Annotated in this window: 15 protein-coding genes; 7 read left to right on the forward strand and 8 right to left on the reverse strand. The window is 74.1% G+C overall.

Features of this window, described 5'->3' with window-relative positions; translation table 11 throughout:
- Positions 1-76: 76 nt before the first annotated feature.
- Positions 77-1,033 (reverse strand): DMT family transporter, encoded by a 957-nt coding sequence (locus ACFVGY_RS25090; RefSeq protein ID WP_385680951.1) that lies wholly within the window; start codon positions 1,031-1,033, stop codon positions 77-79.
- 76 nt (positions 1,034-1,109) lie between these two features.
- Positions 1,110-3,911, reverse strand: a complete 2,802-nt coding sequence (locus tag ACFVGY_RS25095) for an FAD-binding and (Fe-S)-binding domain-containing protein (RefSeq protein WP_385680953.1) — start codon at positions 3,909-3,911, stop codon at positions 1,110-1,112.
- An 84-nt stretch (positions 3,912-3,995) separates the two neighbouring features.
- On the opposite strand from ACFVGY_RS25095, the gene serC reads away from it, so the two are divergent.
- Both serC and ACFVGY_RS25105 read left to right on the forward strand, forming a co-directional pair.
- The gene (gene serC, locus ACFVGY_RS25100; protein ID WP_385680955.1) at positions 3,996-5,114 is read left to right on the forward strand and encodes a phosphoserine transaminase; all 1,119 of its coding nucleotides are present in this window, start codon (positions 3,996-3,998) and stop codon (positions 5,112-5,114) included.
- A 101-nt stretch (positions 5,115-5,215) separates the two neighbouring features.
- A complete protein-coding gene (locus tag ACFVGY_RS25105; protein ID WP_385680957.1) occupies positions 5,216-8,386 on the forward strand; it encodes a sacsin N-terminal ATP-binding-like domain-containing protein in 3,171 nt (1,056 codons plus the stop codon).
- Positions 8,387-8,431: 45 nt separating this feature from the next.
- On the opposite strand, the gene ACFVGY_RS25110 is transcribed toward ACFVGY_RS25105, so the two are convergent.
- Together ACFVGY_RS25110 and ACFVGY_RS25115 are read right to left on the reverse strand one after the other, a co-directional pair.
- Entirely contained in the window at positions 8,432-10,864 is a 2,433-nt protein-coding gene (locus ACFVGY_RS25110; protein WP_385680959.1) for an HAD-IC family P-type ATPase, read from the reverse strand.
- Between the two features lie 150 nt (positions 10,865-11,014).
- Positions 11,015-11,341 (reverse strand): DUF2530 domain-containing protein, encoded by a 327-nt coding sequence (locus ACFVGY_RS25115; protein ID WP_385680961.1) that lies wholly within the window; start codon positions 11,339-11,341, stop codon positions 11,015-11,017.
- Positions 11,342-11,489: 148 nt separating this feature from the next.
- Here ACFVGY_RS25115 and ACFVGY_RS25120 point away from each other — a divergent pair, with 148 nt between their 5' ends.
- On the forward strand, positions 11,490-12,950 hold the full coding sequence (locus tag ACFVGY_RS25120) for an NCS2 family permease (RefSeq protein WP_385680963.1): 1,461 nt from the start codon (positions 11,490-11,492) through the stop codon (positions 12,948-12,950).
- Here ACFVGY_RS25120 and ACFVGY_RS25125 read toward each other — a convergent pair.
- A complete protein-coding gene (locus tag ACFVGY_RS25125) occupies positions 12,943-13,125 on the reverse strand; it encodes a ribbon-helix-helix protein, CopG family (protein WP_360634584.1) in 183 nt (60 codons plus the stop codon). The genes ACFVGY_RS25120 and ACFVGY_RS25125 overlap by 8 nt on opposite strands.
- A 174-nt stretch (positions 13,126-13,299) precedes the next feature.
- Between ACFVGY_RS25125 and ACFVGY_RS25130 the strand changes: the two genes are divergently transcribed.
- Together ACFVGY_RS25130 and ACFVGY_RS25135 are read left to right on the forward strand one after the other, a co-directional pair.
- Entirely contained in the window at positions 13,300-13,737 is a 438-nt protein-coding gene (locus tag ACFVGY_RS25130) for a MarR family winged helix-turn-helix transcriptional regulator (RefSeq protein ID WP_385680965.1), read from the forward strand.
- Between the two features lie 25 nt (positions 13,738-13,762).
- On the forward strand, positions 13,763-15,151 hold the full coding sequence (locus ACFVGY_RS25135; RefSeq protein ID WP_385680967.1) for an MFS transporter: 1,389 nt from the start codon (positions 13,763-13,765) through the stop codon (positions 15,149-15,151).
- 332 nt (positions 15,152-15,483) lie between these two features.
- Here the strand turns inward: ACFVGY_RS25135 and ACFVGY_RS25140 are convergent, their stop codons facing one another.
- Positions 15,484-16,527, reverse strand: coding sequence for a WD40 repeat domain-containing protein (locus ACFVGY_RS25140; protein ID WP_385680969.1), 1,044 nt, complete (start codon positions 16,525-16,527; stop codon positions 15,484-15,486).
- Between the two features lie 76 nt (positions 16,528-16,603).
- On the opposite strand from ACFVGY_RS25140, the gene ACFVGY_RS25145 reads away from it, so the two are divergent.
- Both ACFVGY_RS25145 and ACFVGY_RS25150 read left to right on the forward strand, forming a co-directional pair.
- The gene (locus ACFVGY_RS25145) at positions 16,604-17,296 is read left to right on the forward strand and encodes a GDSL-type esterase/lipase family protein (RefSeq protein WP_385680971.1); all 693 of its coding nucleotides are present in this window, start codon (positions 16,604-16,606) and stop codon (positions 17,294-17,296) included.
- Between the two features lie 68 nt (positions 17,297-17,364).
- Positions 17,365-18,354: an aldo/keto reductase gene (locus ACFVGY_RS25150; protein ID WP_385680973.1), complete on the forward strand. Its 990-nt coding sequence runs from the start codon at positions 17,365-17,367 to the stop codon at positions 18,352-18,354.
- 172 nt (positions 18,355-18,526) lie between these two features.
- On the opposite strand, the gene thpR is transcribed toward ACFVGY_RS25150, so the two are convergent.
- Both thpR and ACFVGY_RS25160 read right to left on the reverse strand, forming a co-directional pair.
- Positions 18,527-19,090, reverse strand: coding sequence for an RNA 2',3'-cyclic phosphodiesterase (thpR, locus tag ACFVGY_RS25155; protein ID WP_385680975.1), 564 nt, complete (start codon positions 19,088-19,090; stop codon positions 18,527-18,529).
- Positions 19,091-19,280: 190 nt separating this feature from the next.
- The gene (locus tag ACFVGY_RS25160) at positions 19,281-20,786 is read right to left on the reverse strand and encodes an SPFH domain-containing protein (RefSeq protein ID WP_385680977.1); all 1,506 of its coding nucleotides are present in this window, start codon (positions 20,784-20,786) and stop codon (positions 19,281-19,283) included.
- Between the last annotated feature and the right edge of the window lie 33 nt (positions 20,787-20,819).

The following is a 20,819-nucleotide window of genomic DNA, read 5'->3' on the forward strand; positions in this document are numbered from 1 at the left end:
GGAACCCCCCCCCCGCCGACCACCCCCCGGCCGGGCGGGACCCCGGACCGGGACCGGCGTGCACCGGGCAGGGGTGTCAGGTCGGCTTGGGCTGGGAGCGGACCGCGCCCATGCTGGCTGCGATGACCAGGGCGATGGCCAGCGCGTCCTGCGCCGACAGCGCCTGGCCGAGGACGAGGAAGCCCGCCGTGGCCGCGAGCGCCGGCTCCAGGCTCATCAGGATCGCGAAGGTCGGCGCCGGGAGCCTGCGCAGCGCCAGCAGTTCCAGGGTGTACGGCAGCACGGAGGACAGGACCGCCACGGCCGCGCCGAGCGCCAGCGTCCCGGGGACCAGCAGTGCGGGGCCCGCCTCGGCCACGCCGAGCGGCAGCGAGATCACCGCCGCGACCGCCATGGCCAGGGCCAGCCCGTCCGCCTGCGGGAAGCGGCGGCCGGTCCGCGCGCTGAGGACGATGTACGCCGCCCACATCGCGCCCGCTCCGAGCGCGAAGGCCGCGCCCAGCGGGTCGAGGCCGCCGAAGCCGCTCCCGCCGTGTCCGGCCAGCAGGGCGACCCCGGCCAGGGCGAGGACCGCCCACAGCAGGTTCACCAGCCGGCGTGAGGCGACGACCGACAGCACGAGCGGGCCGAGCACCTCCAGGGTCACGGCCGGGCCGAGCGGGATCCGGTCGACGGCCTGGTAGAAGAGCCCGTTCATGCCGGCCATGGCCACGCCGAAGGCCAGGACGGTGCCCCAGTCGCTCCGCGAGTAGCCGCGGATCCGGGGGCGGCACAGCAACAGCAGCACGACCGCGGCGGCCGCCAGCCGCAGCGTGACCACGCCGGCCGCGCCCGCCCGCGGCATGATCATGACTGCGAGGGCGGCCCCGAACTGCACCGAGATCCCCGCCGCGATCACCAGCGCGAATGGGCCGAGGCGCGCACGGCTGCCGACCGTTCCGGTGGGCGGGGCCGTCGGCGCGGGCGCCGTCGCGGACGCCGCCGCGGCGGACTCGGGGGCGGACGTGGGGGTGCTGGCGGATGGTGCGGGCATTCGTCCAGACTAAGGCGTACGTAAGGACCGTTGCACCTTGTGCCACCTTACCGTCCCTTAGGGTCCCTCACGCGCGCTACGGCCGCTCCCGCAGGGCCTCGGCCAGCACTTCCGCCAGGTGCCGGGCCCGGCGTCCGGACAGCTCCGCGATCTGCGTCCGGCACGAGAACCCGTCCGCCAGGACCACCGCCCGCTCCGGGGCCCGGTGCAGCGAGGGCAGCAGCTGCTCCTCGGCGCACGCCACGGACACCTCGTAGTGGCCCGGCTCGAAGCCGAAGTTCCCGGCCAGGCCGCAGCAGCCGCCGCTCAGCCCGCCGGTCAGCCCGGCCCGCTCGCGCAGCCGCCGGTCGGCCGTGTCGCCGAGTACCGCGTGCTGGTGGCAGTGGGTCTGCCCGACTGCCGGCCGGTCCAGACGGGGCGGCCGCCAGTGCGGGGCGTACTCCTCCAGGGCCTCGGCGAAGGTGCGGACGGCGGCGGCGAGGCGGGCCGCCCGGGGGTCGTCGGGCAGCAGGACGGGCAGGTCGGTGCGCAGGGCCGCGGCGCAGCTGGGTTCGAGGACGACGAGGGGTTCCGCGACGTCGCCCACCGAGTCCACGGTGCGGCGCAGTATGGCGCGGGCCCGGTCGAGGCGGCCGGTGGACAGGTACGTCAGCCCGCAGCACACCCGCCCGGCCCGCCCGGTACCGGCCAGGTCCACCCGCAGACCCGCCGCCTGAAGCACCTCCACCGCCGCCCGCCCGGCCCCGGGCGCCAGGTACTCGGTGAACGTGTCGGGCCACAGCAGCACCCGGGCCCCCGCCCCCTCCTCCCGCCCGGCCGGGGTCCGGCGCCCGCGCCACCAGCGGGTGAACGGCTGCGCGGCCAGGGCCGGCAGGCGGCGGCGCGGGTCCAGGCCGGCCAGGCGGCCCGCGCCGGGCAGCCGGGCCAGGGCACCGGCCGCGCGGGTCAGGTGCAGCCGGTCGAGCAGTCGGAGCCAGTCGGGCAGGCCGCCCAGCGTGTAGTGGGCCAGGGGCCGGATGCGGCCCGCCCAGTGGCGGTGCAGGAACTCCGCCTTGTACGTAGCCATGTCCACGCCCACCGGGCAGTCGCTGCGGCAGCCCTTGCAGCCCAGGCACAGGTCCAGCGCCTCGGCGACCTCCTCGGAGCGCCAGCCGTCGGTCAGCAGCTCCCCGGCGAGCATCTCGTGCAGCAGCCGGGCCCGGCCGCGGGTGGAGTGCTGCTCCTCGCGGGTGACCCGGTACGAGGGGCACATCACCGTCGGGCCGCCGGTCTGCCCCGAACGGCACTTGGCGACGCCCACGCAGCGGGCGACCTCCGCGGCGAACTCCCCCGCCGGCCCGGTGCGGGGCAGCACCTCGAAGCGCAGGTTCTCGTCCAGGCGGGCGGGGCGCACCAGGATCCCCGGGTTCATCCCGCCCTGCGGGTCCCACACGTCCTTGTACGCGCCGAACAGGTCGATCACCCGCGGCCCGTACATCCTCGGCAGCAGTTCCGCCCGCGCCTGCCCGTCCCCGTGCTCCCCGGACAGCGAGCCGCCGTGTGCGACCACCAGGTCGGCGAGCTCGCGCGAGAAGGCGCGGAAGCGTGCCACGCCCGCCGGCGTCACCAGGTCGAAGTCGATCCGCACGTGCACGCAGCCCTCGCCGAAGTGCCCGTACGGGGTGCCGCGCAGCCCGTGCGCGGCGAGCAGGGCGCGGAACTCCCGCAGGTACGCGCCCAGCCGGGCCGGCGGCACCGCGCAGTCCTCCCAGCCGGGCCACGCCATCACGCCCGCCCCGGACTCCGTCCGGGAGGTGCCCCCGGGCATCCGGGTCGCGGTGCCGGCCGCGTCCTCGCGGATCCGCCACAGCGCCCGCTGCGCCGCCGGGTCGGTGAGGACCGCCGCGTCCAGCGCGTCCGCCGCCCGTACGAGCGCCCGGGCGGCGTCCTCGTCCCGGGCCTCCGCGAACAGCCAGGCCCGGCCCCGCGGCAGGTCCGCCGCGGCGGCCGCGGGCACCAGGTCCTCGGCCATGCCCTCGACGGTCAGCGGCCGGTGCGGCAGCAGCCCGGCCGCGGCGTCGGCGGCCGCGCCCTCGTCCGCGTAGCCGAGGACCGCGAGCGCGGGCGCGGGCGGCAGCTCCACCAGGCGGACCACCGCTTCGGTGACGACGCCGAGGGTGCCCTCGCTCCCGCAGAAGGCCCGGGCGAGCTGCACGCCGCGCTCGGGCAGCAGCGCGTCGAGGCCCCCGTAGCCGGAGATCCGCCGCGTGAAGCCGGGCCCGCCGCCCGCCATGCCCGTCCGCAGCACCTCCAGGTTCCCCGCGACCAGTTCGCGCAGCCCCGCCGGGGCCCCCGCCCAGCCGGTGCCGATCCGGTGCACGGCTCCCCCGTAGGCGACCACCTCCAGCTCGGCCACGTTGTCCGCGGTGGTCCCCCAGGCCACCGAGTGGGCCCCGCACGCGTTGTTGCCGATCATGCCGCCGAGGGTGCAGCGCGCGTGGGTGGCGGGGTCCGGCCCGAAGGTCAACCCGTACGGACGCACCGCCTCCCGCAGCCGCCCCAACACCAGGCCCGGCCGGACGACGGCCGTGCGGGCCGCCGGGTCCACCGACACCAGGGCGTCCATGTGCCGGGTCAGGTCCAGCACCACCCCGGTCCCCGTGGCCTGGCCGGCGGTGGAGGTGCCCCCGCCGCGCGGCACGACCGGTACCCCGGCCGCTGCGCAGATCCGCAGCGCGGCCGCGACGTCGGCGGTGTCGCGCGGGGCGACCACACCGAGCGGGACGCGCCGGTAGTTGGAGGCGTCCATCGTCACCAGGGCCCGCGCGGCGGCCCCGAAGTCGACGTCCCCGCTCAGTCCGTCCCGCAATGTCCGTTCGAGTTCCGCGGAGTCACTCACCCGCACACCTTCCCACCAGCCCCGTCCATCTCATCGGGTGGACGCGCCTCGGGCTGACGGTCCCCGACCCGATACGCTCCGCTCGTGGCTGAGATCCAGATTCCCGCTGACATCAAGCCCGCCGACGGACGCTTCGGCGCGGGCCCCTCCAAGGTGCGGATCGAGGCGCTGGACGCCCTCGCCGCCACCGGTACCTCCCTGCTCGGCACCTCCCACCGCCAGGCGCCGGTCAAGAACCTGGTCGGCTCCGTCCGCCAGGGCATCCGCGACCTGTTCTCGCTGCCCGAGGGCTACGAGGTGATCCTGGGCAACGGCGGCTCCACCGCCTTCTGGGACATCGCGACCGCCGGGCTCATCGAGCGGAAGTCCCAGCACCTCACGTTCGGCGAGTTCTCGTCCAAGTTCGCCAAGGCCGCCAAGCTCGCCCCGTGGCTGGACGAGCCGTCCGTGATCTCCTCCGAGCCGGGCACGCACCCCGACCCGGTCGCCGAGGCGGGCGTGGACGTGTACGCGTACACCCACAACGAGACCTCGACGGGTGTCGCCGCGCCGATCAAGCGCGTCGCGGGCGCCGACGCCGGCTCGCTCGTGCTGGTGGACGCGACCTCCGGCGCCGGCGGCCTGCCCGTGGACATCACCGAGACCGACGTCTACTACTTCGCCCCGCAGAAGTCCTTCGCCTCCGAAGGCGGCCTGTGGCTCGCGGCGTTCTCCCCGGCGGCCCTGGAGCGGGCGGCGCGCGTCCACGCCTCCGGCCGGCACATCCCGGAGTTCTTCTCGCTGCCGACGGCGATCGACAACTCGCTGAAGAACCAGACGTACAACACCCCGTCCCTGTCGACGCTCTTCCTGCTGAACCAGCAGCTGGAGTGGATCAACGGCCAGGGCGGCCTGGAGTGGGCGACCGCCCGTACGGCGGCCAGCGCGCGCACCCTGTACGGCTGGGCGGAGGCGTCGAAGTACGCGACCCCGTTCGTCGTGGACGCCGACAAGCGGTCCTCGGTCATCGGCACCATCGACTTCTCGGACGACATCGACGCGGCCGCCGTCGCCAAGGTGCTGCGCGCCAACGGCATCGTGGACACCGAGCCGTACCGCAAGCTCGGCCGCAACCAGCTGCGCGTCGCGATGTTCCCGGCCGTCGACCCGGCGGACGTGCAGGCCCTCACCGCCTGCATCGACCACGTCATCGAGAACCTCTGATCCTCTGATCCCGTGCGGCGCCCGCCCCGCCCCGGTGTCGGGAGAGGGCGGGCGCCGCACGCGATACCTTCAAGACCTCGGCAATTCTTGGAGGAAGCGGCGTGAGCGTGCGAGTGACGGCGGCCCAGGACGGCACGGACCCCTTCGGCACGGCCCGGCTGCGGCGCGGGGTCATCGATTCCTGGGCGGCGGGCCCGTCCCGCTTCCGTGAGGACGCCAACGCCGAGGAGGATCTGGCCCTCGGCGGCTACCGCGACCGCCTCGTCGTCGAACTCGCCCAGAACGCCGCCGACGCCGCCGCCCGCGCGGGCGTGCCCGGCCGGCTCCGGCTCACCCTGTACACCGGGAACGGCGAACCGCCCGTCCTCGCCGCCGCCAACACCGGCGCCCCGCTCGACGCCACCGGCGTGGAATCGCTGAGCACCCTGCGCGCCTCCGCCAAGCGGGAGTCCACCGCCTCCGGCGACACCGTCGGCCGCTTCGGCGTCGGCTTCGCCGCCGTCCTCGCCGTGTCCGACGAGCCCGCCGTCCTCGGCCGGCACGGCGGCGTGCGCTGGTCCCTCGCCGAGGCGCGCGAGCTGGCCCGCGAGGCCGCCGCCTTCAGCCCCGGCCTCGGCGACGAACTGCGCCGCCGCGACGGCCACGTCCCCCTGCTGCGCCTGCCGCTGCCCGCCGAGGGCACCGCGCCCGAAGGGTACGACACCGTCGTCGTCCTCCCGCTGCGCGACCCCGCCGCCGAGGACCTGGTGCAGCGGCTGCTGGCCGGCATCGACGACGCGCTGCTGCTCACCCTGCCCGGCCTGTACGAGATCACCGTCGACACCCCGGCCGGGGGCACCCGTACGCTGCGCCGCACCGCCGAAGGCCCGTACACCGTCATCGAGGACTCCCGAGACGGGGCCGGCGCCACCGCCGCCGGCACCACCGGGCAGACCCGCCGCTGGCGCACCGTCCGCCACACCGGCCCCATCGAGCTGGCCCTGCTCGCCGACCGGCCCGTCGAGGAGCGGCTGCGCCCCTCCTGGACCGTGTCCTGGGCCGTGCCCGTCGACGCCGCGGGCGCACCCGTACGCCCCGCCACCGCGCCCGTCGTCCACGCCCCGACCCCGACCGACGAACCCCTCGGCATCCCCGCCCTGCTCATCGCCACCCTCCCGCTGGACACCGCCCGCCGGCACCCCGCGCCCGGGCCGCTGACCGACTTCCTCGTGGAGCGCGCGGCCGACGCGTACGCCGAACTGCTCGGCACCTGGGAGCCCGTGGCCCCCGAGCTCGTGGACCTGGTACCCGGACCGCTCGGCAAGGGCCTGCTGGACGGGGCCCTGCGCACCGCCGTCCTCCAGCGGCTCCCCCGCACCGCCTTCCTCGCCCCCGCCGCCCCCGCCGGGGACACCGCCGAGCCCGGCGAGCGGGCCGCGCTGCGCCCCTTCGAGGCCGAGGTCGTCGAGGGCGCGGGCGCCGACACCGTACGCGTCCTCGCCGAGGTGCTCCCCACCCTGCTGCCCGCCGGCCTGGAACGCCGCCCCGAGCTGCGCACCCTCGGGGTGGGCCGGCTGCCGCTGGGCGACGCCATCGAGCGGATCGCCGGCATCGAGCGCACCCCCGAGTGGTGGCACCGGCTCTACGACAGCCTGGCCGGCGTCGACCCGGACCGGCTCTCCGGCCTGCCCGTGCCGCTCGCCGACGGCCGCACCACCATCGGCCCCCGCCACGTGCTGCTGCCCGAGGCCGACACCCCCGGGGACCTGGCCCGGCTGGGCCTGAAGGTGGCCCACCCCGACGCGGCGCACCCGCTGCTGGAGAAGCTCGGCGCCCTCCCGGCCACCCCCCGCGCGATCCTGACGACCCCGCAGGTACGGGCCGCGGTGGCCGCCTCCCTCGACGCCGGCGAGGTCTGGGACGAGGACGAGGCCGCCCTGGACGCCGACGAGCTGGCCGAGGTCGTCCTGGGCCTGGTCCGCGACGCCGACCTGGCCCCCGGCGACGAACCGTGGCTGGGCGCGCTGGCCCTGCCCGACGAGGACGGGGAGCTCGCCCCGGCCGGCGAGCTCCTGCTGCCCGGATCCCCGCTGGCCGCGGTCATCCGCGAGGACGAGGTGCCGTACGTCGACGCCGAGCTCGCCGCCCGCTGGGGTGACCAGCCGCTGACCGCCTGCGGGGTGCTCGCCGGCTTCCAGCTGGTCCGCGCCACCGACGTCGTCCTCGACCCGGACGAACTGGAACCCCGCGACGGCGACTTCGCCGAGCCCGACGACGTGGGCCTGCTCGACGCGGTCGACGTGTGGTGCGAGGACGTCCTGGACCAGCTCCCGGACACCCCGCTGCCACCCGTCGCCACCGAGATCGTCGCCGTCCGCGACCTCGACCTCGTCGACGACGACTGCTGGCCGCAGGCCCTGGCGATGCTGGCCCAGCCACCGCTGCGGGACGCCCTGACCCAGCCGGTGCGGATCCTGCTGCCCGACGGCACCACCCGGTCCGTGCGCCCGTACACCGCCTGGTGGCTGCGCGGCCACCCGGTGCTCGACGGCCGCCGCCCGGCCGGGCTGCGCGCGGCGGGCACCGACCCGCTGCTCGCCGGCCTGTACACCTCGGCGGACGCCACCGGCTTCCACGACGAGCAGGTCCTGCGGGCCCTCGGCGTGCGCACCTCCGTGGCCGCCCTGCTCGACGAGCCCGGCGGTGCGGCCGAGCTGCTGGGCCGGCTCGCCGACCCCGAGCGGCCCGTCACCGACCGGCAGCTGCACGCCCTGTACGGGGCGCTGGCCGACCTGGAGCCCGATCAGGTCACCCTGCCGGACGAGCTGCGCGCCGTGGCCGACGGGGAGCCGGTCGTCGTGGACGCCTCCGACGCGGTGATCGCGGACGCCCCGGACCTGCTGCCGCTGACGGCCGGCCTGCCGCTGCTTCCGGTGGCTCCGGCCCGCGCGGCCGACCTGGCGGACCTGCTACAGGTGCGCCGGCTGTCGGAGACGGTCCCGGCGGAGGTCAGCACGCCGGGAGAGGAGCACGAGGTCCCGGAGGCGGTACGGGTCCTGCTGGGCCCGGCGACCCCGCAGACGTACCTGGAGCACGAGGAGCTGGTGGCGGGCGGCGTCGAGCTCGACTGGCGGCTCACCCGGGACGGGGTGCTGCACGCCTCCACCCTGGAGGGCGTGGCGGCGGGCCTGGCCTGGTCGGCGGGCCAGTGGCCGCGCCGCTTCGAGGTCGCGGCCCTCCTGGAGGACCCGTCCCGCACGGCGGAACTCGCGCGGGACCGGTGGTTCGACTAGCACCCGAAGCACCCCGCGGTCGGGCCGGGGCCGTTGCGGCCCCGGTCACGCCGGGAAGCGGCGGTCCACCCAGCGGAAGGCGACTTCGATCAGGGCGGCCGCCGCCACGGCGATGCCGACCGCCGTCCACGGCATCTGCGTACCGACGAGCTTGAGCTGGAAGAAGTCCTGTAGCCAGGGGACGACCAGGACCAGCAGGAAGCCCCCGCCCATCGCCCCGACCAGGGCGATCCGCCACCACGTGTACGGGCGGGCGACGATCGCCAGCACCCACATGGAGGTCAGGAACAGGGTCAGCGTCGCCGCGCTCGTCTCGGCGTCCAGGGCGTCCGCGCCCGTGTAGTGGTGGCGGGCGACCAGGTACGTGACGAAGGTGGCCACCGCCGCGATCACCCCGCCCGGGATCGCGTACCGCATCACGCGTCTCACGAAGTGCGGCTTGGCGCGCTCCTTGTTCGGGGCGAGGGCGAGGAAGAACGCCGGGACGCCGATGGTGAGCGTCGACAGCAGCGTCAGGTGCCGGGGCAGGAACGGGTACTCCACCTGCCAGCAGACGACCAGGATCGCCAGCAGCACCGAGTACACGGTCTTGGTCAGGAAGAGGGTCGCGACGCGCGTGATGTTGCCGATGACGCGGCGGCCCTCGGCGACCACCGACGGCAGGGTGGCGAAGCTGTTGTTGAGCAGGACGATCTGGGCAACGGCCCGGGTGGCCTCGGAGCCCGAGCCCATGCTCACGCCGATGTCGGCGTCCTTCAGGGCGAGCACGTCGTTGACGCCGTCGCCGGTCATGGCGACCGTGTGGCCGCGGGACTGCAGCGCACCGACCATGTCCCGCTTCTGCTGCGGGGTGACCCGCCCGAAGACGGTGCTCCGGTCGAGTTCCTCGGCCATCGCGGCCTGCTCGGCGGGCAGCCTGCGCGCGTCGACGGTGTTCTCCGCGTCGGGCAGGCCCAGCTTGCCGGCGACCGCGCCGACCGACACCGCGTTGTCGCCGGAGATCACCTTCGCGCGGACGTTCTGGTCCTCGAAGTAGCGCAGGGTCGCCGCGGCGTCGGCGCGCAACCGCTGCTCCAGGACGACCAGCGCGGTCGGCCTGGCGCCGAGGGCGACGGCGTCGTCGTCGAGCTCGCGGGCGGCGCGGGCGAGGAGCAGGACGCGCAGGCCCTGCTCGTTCAGCTCGTTGATCTCGTCGAGGGCGGGGTCGTCGGTCGGCAGCAGCACGTCGGGGGCGCCGAGCAGCCAGGTGGAGCTCTCGCCGTCGCCCTCGCTGAAGCTCGCCCCGCTGTACTTGCGGGCGGAGGAGAACGGCAGCGATTCGGTGCAGCGCCAGTCCGCGCTGTCCGGGTAGGCGTCGATGATCGCCTGGAGGCTGGCGTTGGGGCGCGGATCGGACTCGCCGAGGGCCCCGAGGACCTGTCTGACGTACGTGGTCTCCGCGCCGCCGAGCGGGCGGAGCTCGGTGACGTCCATGCCGCCCTCGGTCAGGGTGCCGGTCTTGTCGAGGCAGACGACGTCGACGCGGGCGAGGCCCTCGATGGCGGGCAGCTCCTGCACCAGGCACTGCTGGCGGCCGAGCCGGATGACGCCGATCGCGAAGGCCACGGAGGTCAGCAGGACCAGGCCCTCGGGGATCATCGGGACGATGCCGCCGACGGTCCGGGCGATGGAGTCCTTGAGGTTGGTGTCCTTGACGACCAGCTGACTGACGATGAGGCCGATGGAGGTCGGGATCATCATCCAGGTGACGTACTTGAGGATGGTGGAGATGCCGGAGCGCAGCTCGGAGTGGACCAGCGTGAAGCGGGTGGCCTCCTCGGCGAGCTGTGCGGCGTAGGCCTCGCGGCCGACCTTGGTGGCGGTGAACGCGCCGCCGCCGGCGACGACGAAGGACCCGGACATGACCGGGTCGCCGGGCTTTTTGAGGACCGGGTCGGCCTCGCCGGTGAGCAGGGACTCGTCGATCTCCAGGCCGTCGGCCTCGCCGACGACCCCGTCGACCACGACCTTGTCGCCCGGGCCGAGCTCGATGACGTCGTCCAGGACGATCTCGGAGGTGGAGACCTCGGCGGTGCGTCCGTCGCGGCGGACGCTGGGTTTGGCCTCGCCGATCACGGCGAGGCTGTCGAGGGTCTTCTTGGCGCGGAGCTCCTGGATGATGCCGATGCCGGTGTTCGCGAGGATCACGTAGCCGAAGAGGCTGTCCTGGAGCGGCGCGACGATCAGCATGACGACCCACAGGACGCCGATGATCGCATTGAAACGGGTGAAGACGTTCGCGCGGACGATGTCGACGGTCGAGCGGGACGAGCGGACGGGGACGTCGTTGACGGCTCCGCGGGCGACGCGCTCGGCCACCTCGGCGGTGGTCAGGCCGCCGGATTTGAAGGGGGGCGCGGGCGGGCGGGCCAGGGGTACGGGGGTCTGCCCGGCGCCCGGCTCGGAACCGTTCGAATCGATCTTCGCCCGCTGCGTCATGTTTTCGACGGTAAAGGCGGAATCTGCCATTCACCCGCCGAGAGGGAGGAAGATCCGACTTCGGGATGAGGGAAATCGTCCTCTGGTCGGCACCTGCCGTCCGACGGACGGAATCCCCCGTCCGGCGGGTCGGCATCCGTCCGGCGTCCCCTATCCGGCGTCGCGGGCCGCGCGGGCCGGGTGCGTCCCGTCGGCCGGGCCGGCGTCGCGCGCGGCCCGCCCCCCGGCCGCCTCGGCGGCGTGCCGCTTGAGCGCGGCGTCGCGGCCGCGGACGTACCAGATGCCGATCAGGCCGAGGCCGCCGCCGGCGGCGCAGCACCACACCCACCACAGCAGGTCCCGGTCGGCGAACCACCCGTAGAACGGGAGCTGGACGAGGAACAGGACGAACCACAGGACCGTGCCGCCGGTGATGGTCGCGACGACCGGACCCTCCAGGGGCTCGGGAGCCTCGTGCTTCGCAGTCCATTTCGCCATGCCCACAAGTCTAGGCGGCGGAATTCGAGGTCTACGCGCGGAGATGGACGGGCTTTCGTTCATGTGTTCATATGAAACGGTTCTGGGCCAGGCCCATTCTGATCATTCGATCACACGAACCCCAATGCCCCCGCATTTCGAGGACCGCATGAGCACGTCGGCCCCCGCCCCGGCCACCGCGCCGGCCGCGCAGCCCCCGGCCCCCGGCCCCCAGTCGGGCCTGGACCGCTTCTTCAAGATCACCCAGCGCGGCTCGACCGTCGCCCGCGAGGTCCGCGGCGGCTTCGCCACCTTCTTCGCGATGGCCTACATCATCGTGCTGAACCCGATCATCCTGGGCAGCGCGAAGGACATGTACGGCCACCAGCTCGACGGCGGCCAGCTGGTGACCGCCACCGTCCTGACGGCCGCCTTCACCACCCTCCTCATGGGCGTCATCGGCAACGTCCCGATCGCCCTCGCGGCCGGTCTCGGCGTCAACACCGTCGTCGCCCTCCAGCTGGCCCCGCGCATGAGCTGGCCCGACGCCATGGGCATGGTGGTCCTGGCCGGCTTCGTGGTGATGCTGCTGGTCGCGACCGGCCTGCGCGAGCGGGTCATGAACGCCGTCCCGCTCGGCCTGCGCAAGGGCATCGCGATCGGCATCGGCCTGTTCATCATGCTGATCGGCTTCGTCGACTCGGGCTTCGTCACCCGCATCCCGGACGCCGCGCACACCACCGTGCCGCTCCAGCTCGGCACCGGCGGCCAGCTGCACGGCTGGCCCGTGCTGATCTTCGTCGTCGGCGTGCTGCTGACCCTCGCCCTGCTGATCCGCAAGACGCCCGGCGCGATCCTGATCTCCATCGTGGCGATGACCGTGGTCGCCGCCGTCGTCCAGGCCGTGGTGCAGCTGCCCGCCGCCGGCTGGGGCCTGACCGTCCCGCAGTGGCCCGGCAACCCGGTGGCCGCCCCCGACTTCGGGCTCGTCGGCCAGGTCAGCCTGTTCGGCGGCTTCGGCAAGGTCGGCCTGCTGACCGGCTGCCTGTTCGTCTTCACCGTGCTGCTGTCCTGCTTCTTCGACGCGATGGGCACGATCCTCGGCGTCGGCGACGAGGCCAAGCTGATCAAGAAGGACGGCACCTTCCCCGGCATCAACAAGGTCCTGCTCGTGGACGGCCTGGCCGTCGCCTCCGGCGGCGCGACCTCCTCCTCCGCCACCACCTGCTTCGTGGAGTCCACGGCCGGCGTCGGCGAGGGCGCCCGCACGGGCCTGGCCAACGTGGTCACGGGCGGCCTCTTCGCCGTGGCCCTGTTCCTCACCCCGCTCGCCACGATGGTCCCGTCCCAGGCGGCCACGCCCGCCCTGGTGGCGGTCGGCTTCCTGATCCTCGCGGGCTCGGTGAAGGACATCGACTGGAGCGACTTCACCATCGCCGTCCCGGCCTTCCTGGCCATGGTGACGATGCCGTTCACCTACTCGATCACCAACGGCATCGGCATCGGCTTCATCGCGTTCAGCGTGCTGCGGCTGGCGACCGGCCGGGGCCGCGAGGTCCCGGTGGCGATGTACGCGGTCTCGGCGGTGTTCGTCTTCTCCTACGCGATGCCCGCCCTCGGCCTCATGTGACCCCGTAGAACTTCTCCGTCTCGTCGACGGCCGCCTTGAAGCGCTCGTCGAAGTCATCGCGAATGAGCGTCCGGACGACATAGTCCTGGACGCTCATTCCGCGTTTGGCGGCGTGGATGCGGAGGCGGTCGAGCAGCTCCCCGTCTATGCGCATGCTGAGCACCTGTGTCCCCATGCGGACAGAGTCCTGGCACAGGGTGCGGACGCGTGTCGCTTTTCCCGGCCACCTCACCCGTACGAGTGACGCGCGGGTGACGCGTACGAGTGACGGGCGCGTGACGCGGGCGCGACGACGGCGTGACGCTAAACCCGATGTTACTTAGCCAGAGTAATGAGTTATTCTAAAGACATGCTTGACCTCAACCATGGCGACGACGCCGCCGCCGTGAACGACCTGCGCTCCGCCGTCATGCGGCTGGGCCGACGCCTGAAGCACCAGCGCGTCGACGAATCGCTGAGCCCGACCGAGATGTCGGTCCTCGGCACCCTCGCCCGGTGCGGCCGGGCCACCCCGGGCGAACTCGCCCGCCGTGAGCACGTCCAGCCGCCGTCGATGACGCGCATCGTCGCACTGTTGGAGGCAAAGGGACTGGTCAAGCTGGAACCGCACCCCGAGGACCGCCGCCAGAAGGTGGTCAGCCAGACGGAGGAAGCCGAGGCGATGCTCGAAGAGAGCCGCCGCAAGCGCAACGCCTTCCTGGCCGGGCTCGCGGCTGAGCTCACCGAGGACGAATGGGCCAAGCTGCGCGCAGCCGCGCCCGTCCTGGAGAAGCTCGCCCACCTGTAGGAACGACACCAGGAGGCGAACGCCCTTGAGTACGGGAAACGGAGCATCCTCCGCACCCGGCCATACACCCACCCCTACCACGCGTACCGCGAGCGCCGCTCGCACCGCGGGCCGGGCCCCGAGAACCCCACGGGGCCCGAGGAACTCGATGTTCAGCTCGCTGAGGATCCGGAACTACCGGCTCTTCGCCACGGGACAGGTCGTCTCGAACACCGGCACCTGGATGCAGCGCATCGCCCAGGACTGGCTGGTCCTGTCCCTGACCGGCTCGGCCTCCGCCGTCGGCATCACCATCGCGCTGCAGTTCCTGCCGATGCTGGTCCTCGGCCTCTACGGGGGCGTCCTCGCGGACCGGCTGCCGAAGCGGCCGCTGCTGGTCGCCACCCAGAGCCTGATGGGCCTGACCGGCGTCGCACTGGCCGTGCTCACCCTCGCGGGGCACGTCCAGGTCTGGCACGTGTACCTGGCCGCGCTCCTGCTCGGCCTGATCACGGTCGTGGACAACCCCGCCCGACAGACGTTCGTCTCCGAGATGGTCGGCCCGGCGCAGCTCGCCAACGCGGTCAGCCTGAACTCCGCGAACTTCCAGTCCGCGCGGCTGGTCGGCCCGGCGCTCGCCGGTGTGCTGATCACCGCCGTCGGCTCCGGCTGGGCCTTCCTGCTGAACGGGCTGTCCTTCGCCGCCCCCGTCGCCGGCCTGCTGCTCATGCGGACGGCCGAGCTGCACCCGGTCCGGCCGCAGCCGCGCGCCAAGGGCCAGCTGCGGGAGGGCCTGCGCTACGTCGCCGGGCGCCCCGAGCTGGTCTGGCCGATCGTGCTCGTCGGGTTCATCGGGACCTTCGGCTTCAACTTCCCGATCTGGCTGTCGGCCTTCGTCGGGGAGGTCTTCCACGGGGACGCGGGCACCTACGGGTTCCTCAACACCCTGCTCGCGGCCGGCTCCCTCGCCGGAGCCCTGCTCGCGGCGCGCCGCGGGACCTCGCGGCTGCGGCTGCTCGTCACGGCGGCCGTCCTGTTCTCCGCCCTGGAGGTCGTGGCCGCGTTCGCGCCCGGCTTCTGGCTGTTCGCCGCGCTGCTCGTGCCGATCGGCATGTTCGGGCTGACGGTCAACGTCACCGCGAACGCGAGCGTCCAGACGGCCACCGCCCCCGAGATGCGGGGCCGGGTGATGGCCCTGTACATGATGGTGTTCACCGGCGGCGCCCCGATCGGTGCACCGCTGGTCGGCTGGATCACCGACACGTACGGCCCGCGGATCGGCATGGCCGCCGGCGGGGCCGTGTCGCTGGCCGCGGCGGCCGGCATCGCGGTGGTCCTGTCCCGGGTCGGCAACCTCCGGCTGAGCGTCAGCCGCCACGGGGTGACCTTCGTCCCGACGAAGTCCGCCGGCGGCGTCCTGGTCAGGGCGGCCTAGCCGACGGAGGGTCCCGGCCCGGCGGCCGCCGACCGGCTGCGGGCCGTGCCCCTGGGCCGAAGCCCCAGGACCGGCGGGCTGCGGCAAAGCCGGGCCCCCTCCGGGGGTGCGGGGGGTGGTCGACCGCGGGCCGTGCGCGGTCGATCGCGCAGTTCCCCGCGCCCCTCAGCCGAAGCCCCCGGCCGGTGGGTTGCGGCCGGGGGCCTCGGGCTGGGCTGCTGCCCGCTGTCCGGGCAGGGCCACCAGGGGCGCGGGGAACTGCGCGAACAACCACAGGCGGCCCGCGGCCGATCGGCGGCGGCGGGCGGCCCCCGGGGGCGCGGCTGGGGCGGTCAGGAGGTGGGGCGGCGGCGGAGCAGGCGCCTGGCGCCCAGGACCAGGAGCGTGCCCAGCAGGAGGACCGCTGCTCCCTTGGTGAAGCCGCCCTCGCCCTGCGGGGCCGCGGCGCCCGGCGTGGTCCCCGGCGAGGCCGGGGCCGCGGGGCCGGGGGAGCCGGCCGGGCCACCCGCGGCCGGCTTCACCGGCACCGCCACCACCCGGCTGCCCTCCCCCTCCGCCCCGAACAGCAGCGTCGACCCGTCGGGCGAGTACGTCACCGACTCCGCCTGGCCCTGCCACGGCGCGTCCACCCGCTCGCCCTCGCCCTCCGGCCGGCCGTCCTTCCACGGGTACGTCCGTGCGAAGAAGTAGCCGCGCAGCGTGAGCCGGCTCCCGTCCGGCGAGAACGCCCCGTCCGTCACCCACGGCACGTCCGCCACCCGCCGGAACACGTTGGTCCCCGACCCGGTCAGCCGTTCCGGGCCCTCGTACACCCCGCCCTTGTCCTCGCTCTTGCTCACGACGTACACCCGCCCCGTCACCGGATGCACCATCAGCGCCTCCGCGTTGCGCGGCCCGTCGGCGTACTTCACCGTGAACTGCTCCGCCTCGACCGTGGCGTCGGACAGCTGCTTCGGCTCCGGGAAGCGGTAGATCCACACGTGGTCCCAGGTGCCGTTGCGGTTGTCGCCGATGTCGCCGACGTACACCTTCCCGTCCGGCCCCACCGACACCGCCTCGACGTCGCGCGGCTTGCCGATGCCGGTCAGCGTCAGACGCGCCACGGTCTTCCCGGTCGCCGAGTCCACCGCGTACACGTACGGGCCGTCGTCGCTGTCGTTGTGCGTCCAGTACACGCCCGGATGGCTCCGGCTCGCCGCCAGCCCGCTCGACTCCTTGATCCGCGGATCGGTGAGGGTGAACCCGGTCGGTGCGGGCGCCGGTGCGGGCGTGGGCGCGGGCGCGGCGGCCGCCCGGGCCGGGGCCACCGCGAGGGCGGCGGCGGCCGCGGCACAGGCGGCGGTGGAAGCGAACGATGACGGCAACGGCAGGCGCATGACCCCAGCCTGCCAAAGCGGTCCGCGTGTCCGGCGTCACAGGGGCGTCCGGCGTGTGATCCGCGATGATGACCGGATGCGTTTCATGTTCGTCGGCGATTCCATGACCATCGGACGCGCCGGCGACTACACCTGGCGCTACCGGATGTGGCAGCACCTCAACGCCACCCTCGGCGGCCCGTACCGGATCGTCGGTCCGCGCTGCGAGCTGTACGACACCCACGCCGACGCGCCGACCAGCCACGCGTACGCCGACCCCGGCTTCCCCGAGCGCGCCCGCCGCCACCTCGCCGGCTGGGGCGAGGGCTGGCAGCACATGGCCCCCGTCATCGGCCCCGCAGTCGCCGCCGGCCGGGCCGACGTCCTGCTCGTCTCCCTCGGCCTCATCGACCTCGGCTTCTACACCGGCGCCGAGGAAACCGCCGCCAACATGCGCCGCTTCGTCGCCGCGGCGCGCGCCGCCCGCCCCGGCATACGGATGGTCCTGCTGCCGGTGATACCGAACAGCCGGGCCGAGGAGGACGAGCTGTTCGCCGCCGAGGTCACCCGGTTCAACGAGCTCCTCGCCAAGGCCGTCGCCGACCTGTCCACCGACGCCTCGCCGGTCCTGCTGGGCGCACGCCCCGCCTCGTACGACATCCACCGCGACACCTACGACGGCACCCACCCCAACGCCTCCGGCGAGCACCGCCTGGCCGGGGAGTTCGCGGCCGTCCTGCACCAGGCCTGGGGCATCGGCGGCCCCTACCGCCCCGCCGGTCCGGCGTAACGACCCGTAACACGCCCTTCGCACACGGCACTTGCCTGGAGTGCGCTCCACCCAGTTGGCTGGTGCCCATGAAGTACACACAGCTCGGACGCACCGGACTCAAGGTCAGCCGACTCGTACTCGGCACGATGAACTTCGGCCCCCAGACCGGGGAACCCGAGAGCCACGCCATCATGGACGCCGCGCACGACGCCGGCATCAACTTCTTCGACACGGCCAACGTGTACGGGTGGGGCGAGAACAAGGGCCGCACCGAGGAGATCATCGGCACCTGGTTCGCGCAGGGCGGCCGCCGCCGCGAGAAGACCGTCCTCGCCACCAAGGTCTTCGCGAGCATGGCCCCCGAGGGCGAGTCGTGGCCCAACTACGACCGCCTGTCGGCGCTGAACATCCGGCGGGCCGTCGAGGCGAGCCTCAAGCGCCTGAACACCGACTACATCGACCTCTACCAGTTCCACCACGTGGACCGGCAGACCCCCTTCGAGGAGATCTGGCAGGCGGTCGAGGTCCTCGTCCAGCAGGGCAAGATCCTCTACGCCGGCTCCTCGAACTTCCCCGGCTGGAAGATCGCCCAGGCCAACGAGACCGCGGCCCGGCACGGCCGGCTCGGCCTCGTCAGCGAGCAGTGCCTGTACAACCTGGCCGAGCGGCGTGCCGAGATGGAGGTCATCCCGGCCGCGCAGGAGTACGGCCTCGGGGTCATCCCGTGGTCGCCGCTGCACGGCGGGCTGCTCGGCGGTGCCATCCGCAAGGCGGCCTCGTCCGGGCGCAGCGCCTCCGGGCGGTCGGCGGACGCGCTGGCCAACACGGCCGTACGGGCGCAGGTGCAGGCGTACGAGGACCTGCTGGACAAGCACGGGCTGGAGCCGGGCGAGACGGCCCTGGCGTGGCTGCTGACCCGGCCCGGGGTCACGGGGCCGATCGTGGGCCCGCGTACGCCGGAACAGCTCGCGTCCGCGGTGCGGGCGGTGGAGCTGGAGCTGGCGCAGGAGGTCCTGGACGGGCTCGACGAGGTCTTCCCGGGACCGGGGACGTCACCGGAGGCCTTCGCCTGGTAGCGGGGCGGGGGCCGCTGCCGGCTACTGCCCGACGGCGGCGGCCACGGCCACGACGACGAACATCAGCACGAGCACACCGGCCATCACACGGTTACGGGTCTTGGGATCCACCCGTCGAGCCTAACGCGAACGCCGCCGCTCCCCGCACGGAGGGGGCGACGGGCCGACGGGGTCAGCCGGCCGGGGCGCCACCCAGGGGCCAGGCCCCGACGACCTCGTAGCGGGGACGCTCCCCGGCCACACCGCCGCCCGGCAGGTTGCTGCGGACCAGGCTGAGCTCCGTGACCTGCCAGGGCGTGCCCTCGAAGCCGGCGAGGGCGTCCAGGTACGGGCGCATCGGGGTGCCGCCGTGGCTGCGGGCCAGGGTGAGGTGGGCGGTGTACCGGCGGTGCTGCTCCATCGGCACGCCCGCCCGGCGGGCCGCCGCGTCGGCCCGCTCGGCGAGCAGCCGCATCGTGTCGATCCCGCCCGCCGCGCCGGTCCACAGGGCGCGGTTGCCGAAATGGCCGACGCCGTGGAGGCGCAGGGGGAACGGGTCCGTGCGGTGGGCGGCGCGGGCCAGACGGGCGTGGAGGTCCGGGAGGACCTCGTCGTGGACCTCGCCCATGAAGGCGAGGGTGAAGTGCCAGCCCGGCTCCGCGGTCCAGCGGAGCCGGCGGTCCCGGACGGAGTCCACGGCCCGGCGGAGTTCGTCCAGGGCCGCGGGCGGCGGGATGACGGCGGCGAAGAGCCTCATGCCCCGAGCCTAGACACTCCCCCGCCGCCCCGCCCCGGAACCCGGGGTCCGGGGCCCGCCGAGCGCACAGTTCCCCGAACTGGTCACCCGGCGGGCAGGGGTCCCGCTCAGGGGCGCGGGGAACTGCGCGAACAGCCACCGGCGGCCCGCGGCCGATCGGCGGCGGGGCGGCCCCCGGGACGGATGGCGGTCAGGCGTCCGCGATGGGGATGCGCGTCGGAGCGGTCGGCGGCTCCGGGACCGCCGGGGCCGGGACGGGGGCCGCAGTCGCCGGGGCCGGGACCGGCTCCGGGGTCGGCGGAGACATCGTGGTCAGGAGTTGACGGGCCAGGCCCAGTCCCGCGCCGCCCATGGTCAGGGCCTTCGTGAACATCTCCGACATGCCCTCGGCCCCGTTCAGCAGGACCATGTGGTCCACCTTCTCGAACGCCCCGGCGCCCGCCCGCACGATCGCCGGCCAGTTCTCGGCGAGCTGCTGGGCGACGACCGCCTCCTGGTTCTCCGCCAGCGCGGCGGCCCGCGCCTTGATCCCCTCCGCCTCGGCGAGGCCCTTCGCCCGGGCCGACGCCGCCTCCGCGAGGCCCTTCGCCTCCGTCGCGGCCGCCTCCGCCTCACCGGTGACGCGGGTCGCCTTCGCCGCCGCCATGCCGCGCGCCTCGGTCGCGGCCGCGTCCGCCGTCGCCGCGGTCGTCACCCGCGTCGCCTCCGCGGCCGCCGCCAGCTCGGTCTCCCGCGCCAGCGCCTGGGCCGCGGAGATCCGGGCGTCGCGCTCCGCCTCGGCCCGGGTCCGGATCTCGTACGCCGCCGCGTCCGCCGGCTTGCGGACGTCGGCCTGGAGCTGCTGCTCCCGCCGGTACGCCACCAACTCCGCGACCCGGGTCTCCTGGACGACGACCTCCTGCCGGGCCGCGGCCTCGGACAGCGGGCCCGCCTGCCGGGCGGTGGCCGCGGCCTTGTCCCGTTCGGCCTGGTAGCCGGCCTGCAGGATCTCGCTGTCACGGGTGGCTTCCGCCATCCGCGCGGACGCGGTCTGCTCGGCTTCCGTCGCCAGCCGGTTCGCCTCGGCCTGGGCGATGCGCGCGTCCCGCTGCACGGCCGCGGCGTGCGGCATCGCAAGGTTCTTTATGTAGCCCGTCGGGTCCTCGATCTCGTGGATCTGCAGCGAGTCGACGATCAGGCCGAGCTTCTCCATCTCCGTACCGCAGGCGGCCCGGGTCTGCCCGGTCAGCTTCTCCCGGTCGCGGATCATGTCCTCGACCGTCAATCCGCCGACGATGGCGCGCAGATGGCCGGCGAAGACGATGTGGACCCGCTCCGGCATGATCTTCTGCTGGTCCAGAAAGCGGCGTGCGGCGTTGGCGATCGACACGAGGTCGTCACCGATCTTGAAGATCACCACGCCTTTCACGCGCAGCGGGATGCCCTGGTGGGTGACGCAGTCCACCGACAGCTGCGTCTCGTTCAGGTCCAGCGACAGCTTCCGCACCGCCTGGACGCCCGGAACGACCAGCGTGCCGCGGCCGGTGACGATCCGGAACCCCATGCCGTCGCCCAGGCCTTCGGTCTTGTGCGCCGAACCGGAGATGACCAGTGCCTCGTTGGGTTCGGCCACCCGCCACATGAGCTTGAACAGGCCGACCAGGGCAAGGACCGCAACGAGAACGACTCCCGCGATGACGCCGACGTCCATCGGCAACTCCCCCCTTGGCGCAGTGCCGTTCGGCACTGA

Source organism: Streptomyces sp. NPDC127106 (assembly GCF_042677605.1).
Lineage (GTDB): Bacteria > Actinomycetota > Actinomycetes > Streptomycetales > Streptomycetaceae > Streptomyces.